This is a genomic window from Streptomyces sp. ATLC9 (assembly GCF_057196705.1).
Genome location: NZ_JBXUOY010000330.1, coordinates 1 through 5,294, shown reverse-complemented (window position 1 = coordinate 5,294; position 5,294 = coordinate 1). Strand labels below are relative to the sequence as shown.

4 protein-coding genes, 1 tRNA gene and 1 pseudogene are annotated in these 5,294 nt (G+C 61.7%); 3 read left to right on the top strand and 3 right to left on the bottom strand.

Going from position 1 to position 5,294, the window contains the following annotated elements; all coding sequences use genetic code 11:
• The first annotated feature begins 257 nt into the window (after nt 1–257).
• Nucleotides 258–2,534, top strand: coding sequence for an nSTAND3 domain-containing NTPase (locus tag AC2CJA_RS23840; protein ID WP_484604738.1), 2,277 nt, complete (start codon nt 258–260; stop codon nt 2,532–2,534).
• Between the two features lie 419 nt (nt 2,535–2,953).
• Here the strand turns inward: AC2CJA_RS23840 and AC2CJA_RS23835 are convergent, their stop codons facing one another.
• Nucleotides 2,954–3,436 (bottom strand): hypothetical protein, encoded by a 483-nt coding sequence (locus tag AC2CJA_RS23835; RefSeq protein ID WP_484604737.1) that lies wholly within the window; start codon nt 3,434–3,436, stop codon nt 2,954–2,956.
• 155 nt (nt 3,437–3,591) lie between these two features.
• Here AC2CJA_RS23835 and AC2CJA_RS23830 point away from each other — a divergent pair.
• Nucleotides 3,592–3,654: transfer RNA gene (locus tag AC2CJA_RS23830), tRNA-OTHER, on the top strand.
• A gap of 200 nt (nt 3,655–3,854) precedes the next feature.
• Here the strand turns inward: AC2CJA_RS23830 and AC2CJA_RS23825 are convergent.
• Nucleotides 3,855–4,061 carry a hypothetical protein gene (locus AC2CJA_RS23825; RefSeq protein ID WP_484604736.1) on the bottom strand — a complete coding sequence of 69 codons (207 nt, stop codon included), beginning with the start codon at nt 4,059–4,061 and terminating at the stop codon, nt 3,855–3,857.
• Between the two features lie 661 nt (nt 4,062–4,722).
• Nucleotides 4,723–5,127: a VOC family protein gene (locus AC2CJA_RS23820; protein WP_484604735.1), complete on the bottom strand. Its 405-nt coding sequence runs from the start codon at nt 5,125–5,127 to the stop codon at nt 4,723–4,725.
• A gap of 63 nt (nt 5,128–5,190) precedes the next feature.
• Between AC2CJA_RS23820 and AC2CJA_RS23815 the strand changes: the two are divergent.
• Nucleotides 5,191–5,294 (top strand): annotated as a pseudogene (locus AC2CJA_RS23815) (cell wall assembly protein Knr4); the annotation flags it as partial.

The following is a 5,294-nucleotide window of genomic DNA, read 5'->3' as shown; positions in this document are numbered from 1 at the left end:
GTCCTACCAGGGGCTTTACGTCTGCCCGCCACCGGGGCAGGGCTGCCCGAATCGTCCGGACACCAGAGCCTCATCCGGCTTCGCGTAGATCATTTCGCTGAGAAAACCTCACTGTCCGCGCCGTACTGGCCAGAGGATGGCCGCAGGACTCCGTGACCTGACAAACCATCGGCGGCGGACGCTGGCGTCGGTATAGTTAATGCTCCTGCCCTCAGCGTGCATGCTGAGGGATCGCTAACTCTGTTGGAGCATGCAGATTGGCCGACTACGACTTCCGCACCCTCTCACCTAACGACTTCGAAATACTGATTCGTGATCTTCTCGAAGCCGAATATCGCTGGCGCCTGGAGGCGTTCGGGCGTGGTCGCGACGGAGGCATCGACTTACGGGCGAGCACGGCAGCAGGGAAGGTCGTCGTCCAGTGCAAGCACTACCTTGGCTCGTCGTTCTCGGACCTCCGCGCGTCGGCACGTCGGGAAGTTCCAAAGATGGACAAAGAGAAGCCCGACCGCTATCTCTTCGTCACATCTCAAGATCTAAACAGGACCCAGAAAGACACCCTCGCTGGCGACCTCAAGCCGTGGCTTTTTGACAGCGCCGACCTGCTGACCCAAGCTGACATCAATGGCCTAATCACACGGCATCCGATAGTAGAGCAGCAACATTTCAAGCTTTGGCTCGCCTCAACAACCATTTTGGAACGCATTGTCCAGAGCGGTATCTGGGAGCGCAGTGAGGCGCTGCTTGAGGATATTAGGGATCGAGTGAAGCTGTACGTTCCAACCAACAGCTTCAAAGCAGCACACGAACTACTCGACGATAAGCATGTAGTCATCCTGACTGGTCCGCCCGGAGTCGGCAAGAGTATGCTCGCCGAAATGCTCGCTCTAAGGTACTGGTACGAAGGATGGCAGATCGTATCGGTGGGAACCGACGTTGATGACGCATGGGAGGCATACAAGTCGGGTCGCAAGCAGGTGTTCCTGTATGACGACTTCCTCGGACAGACGGACCTTAGCGAAAGGCGCGCGAAGGACAGCTCGGTAATACGCCTAATGGACCGCGTGGCACGGAACCCGGACAAGCGGCTTGTAATGACTACGAGATCGCAAATACTTCAACAAGCTCGACTAATCAGCGAGCCGATCGCACATGCAGATTTGCGAGTTATCGAGTTCGTAATAAAGATCGCTGACTACGGAGCTATCCAACGAGCCCGCATACTGTACAATCACCTTTACTTTTCTACTCTGTCACGAGAAGTCGTCAGGGAGTACGTAGAAAATTCCTCCTATTGGGCAGTCGTTAGGCACGAAAACTTCTCCCCACGGATCCTGGAATTGGTCATCAAGCGGCCTCACGCATCGGCGGATGAACTCGTGCGCACCCTCAACCACACGCTTGACCATCCACTGGATCTTTGGAGAATTGTCTTCAATAATGGCTTGTCGGATCTTGCGCAAAGGATAACGCTTACACTTGCCTCATTTCCTTTTTATGGCGCCAACTCCAGGGACCTTAAGGATCTGGTCAAAAAAGAGGCGAAGCCAACGGAGTACACGAGCGCACTTCGAGTACTAGAAGGCACCTTTGTTAGTCTGGAAAAAGGGAATGACGGGGTCACGGTGATCACCTATGCTAATCCAAGCGTGCGTGACTTTATTCTCGCTTTCCTTGACGAAGAGCCAGATTATCTGATGGCCATCATCCGGGACGCAATGCATCTGGCGCAAGTGAGCACGCTCCTGATATACGCGATATCCGAGCTTGACGGGAAGCTCCGCTTCCCGAATTGCGCCGAAGCCGTTACCCACCACACAAGCTCCATTGCCGGGAAGATGATGGAGCTGATCACCAAAGAAAAAGAGGCCAGCAAATCCGATCCACACGGATCGGCTAGGATCTATCAGAGAACGATTAAGCCCCTTATCAACTCGCTGCAGCCAGCGCATAAATTGTTGGGAAGATCATTCAATGAGATCCTTGCGGTGACAACCGAACTTCTTAAGAGCTCAACCTCTAGCTACATGGAGCCGGACGATTGGAAGCCCTTCAATACGGCCTTGATGATGCGCTACGCAGAAGATCCGGATCATGTCCGAGATGAACTGAGATGGGCCTTCGAAAGCTGGGGTGAATTGCTGTACACCCTGGATGACGTGACCGCATTCGAGGATTTCTTTATATCATATGGTTCAGTTCTAGAGCAGCAGTTTGACCCTAGCGAAAAGTTTTACGAGAGCGTCTGGTCTGGGTTGCGGCAGGAATTGGAAAATTTGTCCGGAAATGAGCAAGATCGCGATTCCGATCATCAGTGGATCGACGAAGTTGAAACAACGGCGATTAGAGTCGGCGTCATCGACGACATGAGGTCAGACATCGAGTCTGCCCGGGAGTCGATTGAACAACGTTACGCATACGATGAGCATTCCCACGATCGACCCTCGTCTGGAATGGGATACGGATTCCCAGGCACCTCCGTATCGACTTCCGAGCGTACTGCGATCGAAGGCATGTTTCGCGAGCTTTCATAGCGCCCGGAGACCGCAACCGTCTGCCTCGCCGGCGTCTTCGGGCGAGCGCGGGCCACGGTGGCAATTGCTTCTTACTGCTCGCTGGTGGTTATCGGGCTCGTGGCCGTCGCTGTCTTCGACTTGGGCATCTTCATGGCTCTCGTGGAAGCCCTCAACGGATGACCCTGCTGAGGTATAGCAACTCCAGCAACCGGCAGCGCCCCACGCCGCCCCCATAGGGTTCCCAGCAGCCTGTATTACGTCAATGACCAATCTCTGTAGAACTACAGATCAGAAGGCTTCTGAAATCCGTAGCTGACATCAATGACGGCGAACGAAGGCATACACCAGCACCCTTGTCCAGCCGTCGTACCAATCGACGGCAGCCGCCGCAGCGGGCCCGGATCGAACTTGTAAGGCAATGGTCAATGCGGCGGGTGTCAGTCCTCGCCCACTTGCAGCAAGGCAACGACAACACCGTTACCCACGCCGGCGACCACCCCATCGAAGGAGTGCCGGGTGACGGGGTTCCACCCGTGACCTGCGTCGGACAGCTCGATGTTCGTCGCCCACGTCGCCTCGTAGCCGAGCAGCTTCACCACTCGCCGGGCGGCTCGGTGAGCATGCTCCCGGTCGCGGCGCATCCGGCCCGGGAAGACCAGGTCCCCTGCGGACAGATACGTCATGACGTCCGTGGCCTGCTCCGCGTCGATGGCTTCCAGTGCCCCGCGGATGTCGGCAGGACCGGTCGGCCCGCGTGCATCTTTGACCGCGTAGCCCGCCCAGGCTTCGTGCGCGTCGAGCACCAGACGGTACACATGCTCTTCCATAGTGCCGGTGTCCGCTGCCGCGACCCGGCCGAACCCACCGTCCTCCCGGGCAAGCGAGCCCAGCATCACTCGCAGATCCGCCATGATCTCCACGCCCGGATCCTTCCATGCGTTGCTGCCTCCAGAGACACAGGCTCCGTGCCAGATGCGTGCCAGAACGGGCGGGGAAGGGCGGTCAGCAGCGGTCACTTCGGACACCACTGCAGTGCTGTCTGCGAAGGCATCCGCACAGGTCAGAGGCGTAATGCGCGGGTGATCGCGTGGTGATTCCCAAGCTCAGAGCGCGGGTTCGATTCCCGTCACCCGCTCCATGACGAAGGCCCAGGTCAACGACCTGGGCCTTGCTCGTTCCCTGGACCCCTCGGCGCCGCCTCAGTGGTGCTGAGCGAACACCTCCCGCTGCCCGTCCTGCCCGCTTCGGTCGACCGGCCGGGATACGAGACCGCCCACGGCGACCGCCCTCGACCGGTCGCCTCGGGTGCACCGGGCCCGCGGGCAGCGCCTCCTCGGGTCAGAACACGTCGTGGCCGGGGCGGCGGTGGCGTTCGTGATACGTACGGAAGTCGAAGAAGCGCAGGCCCTCGATCACGGCGTCCGACTCGGTCTCCCGTCGTGTCCAGGCGTGCTCGGAGTAGTCGTCGAACGCGACACCGCCTCGCTTCAGCAGCAGAGCGGCAAGGTGGCGCACCTCGGCGGTTCCGTCGATTCGTCCGGACACGTCGACCCGTACCGCCTGGTGCCGCGTCGGTCAGGGTTCGCCCGGTGGCGAGGCGTCCCCAGCCTCCGGCCGGGGGGGGGACCCCAGGCGCGTGCGATCGCCGGGCGGCCGGAAGCCGCGTGTGGTTTGTCCTGCCCGGGCTTCCGGCCAACGCGGCGAGCGGGGTGAACCCTGGCTGACGCGGCACCAGGTGGGGTGGTATCCAGGGGCCGCTTCGAGAAGGGCGATGTCCTCCACGTCCACGACCGCGACACGGCGCACCGCGGACGTGGTGCCCCCCTCCGGTGTTCCGTTCAGGATGCCCTCCCCCCGCCAGTACGTCGCGCATTCCGGGTACGCGACGTACGTCGCGGAGCAGGGACCTGCCGGGCGATGTGCACGCAGCCGCGTCCGCGTGCTCACCGCCCCGGCGGCCTGCACTGCCACCCGCCACGAGTTCCTCAGCGACGGCCGACCGGTCCGGCGCGTAGGTCATCCGCTACCGCACCTCGCGAAGGGTGCGCGGCCGGTGGCCGGGGCCGGCGGGGACGGAGCACGCCTCCGCGGCCGTGCCGCTCAGCGGGCGTTCGGCGGTGTTGGCGCACCAGTACAGGAGGAACGGCGGCTCCTCGCGGGCCGCGGCGTCCAGCAGCGCGACCGCCGTGCTGTCGATACTCAGTCGTCAGATGTCCCGGGAACCCTCGCGGGAACGGTCCTGGGGGTACCAGCGCAGTTCGACGGTGTTGCCGTCCGGGTCGAGGACGTAGAGGGACTGGGCGGTGCCGCGCGCGCCGAAGCGGGGGCCGGGGCCGTCCACCACGGTGAAGGCGCCCGAGTCCACGACCTCCTGCCAGTCCAGGGGTTCGACGACCAGGCAGATGTGGTCCACGTTGGAGCCGTCGCGGGGGCCGGTGACCAGGTCGATGATGGTCGTGTCGTTCACCCGCGCCGACGGGAACGGCGCCTTCCCCGCGCGCCACTCCTCCACGCGTACCGGTTCCAGACCCAGTGGACCGCAGTAGAAGTCGAGGGACCGTTCGACGTCCTCGACGTTGAGCACCAGGTGATCGAAGGCGGTGACGCGCATGGCGGTCTCCTCAACGGACTTGGGGGAGCCGCCTGGTGGCGGCCGGAAGCGACTGCCACGCTATCGGCCGGGGGCGCGGCGGGGGTGGCGCTGGACGCGGAGTCGGGGTTGCTGGTGGATCAGCCGTTCTTCACGGTGCGTGAGGAGGCGGCGGTCAATGATCTGGT